Source organism: Pseudomonas rossensis (assembly GCF_039888995.1).
Lineage (GTDB): Bacteria > Pseudomonadota > Gammaproteobacteria > Pseudomonadales > Pseudomonadaceae > Aquipseudomonas > Aquipseudomonas rossensis.
In genome coordinates, this window is record NZ_JBBWCB010000418.1 from 1 (window position 1) to 232 (window position 232).

The 232-nt window shown below is 59.5% G+C and carries 1 pseudogene; it reads right to left on the reverse strand.

The features are described 5' to 3' along the window. Positions 1-232 (reverse strand): annotated as a pseudogene (locus tag WLY71_RS31765) (hypothetical protein); the annotation flags it as partial.

Consider the following 232-nt stretch of genomic DNA (forward strand, 5'->3'; position numbering starts at 1 on the left):
GTGTCGTTGAACGCCGTGCCAATCACCTTCTCGATATTGAGCAAGGTATCGCCTTCGGCATCACCGCCAATGCCGGGCTTGCCCGTACCGGCGCGGATATCGACGTTGATCGCGGCCGCTGAACCAGAGTAGTCCACGGTGTCGAAACCGCCGGCGCCGTCGAAACCGATGACTCGACCATCCGCGACAAAACGGTCGTCGTAGTTCGAACCACGGATCACTTCGATATCGG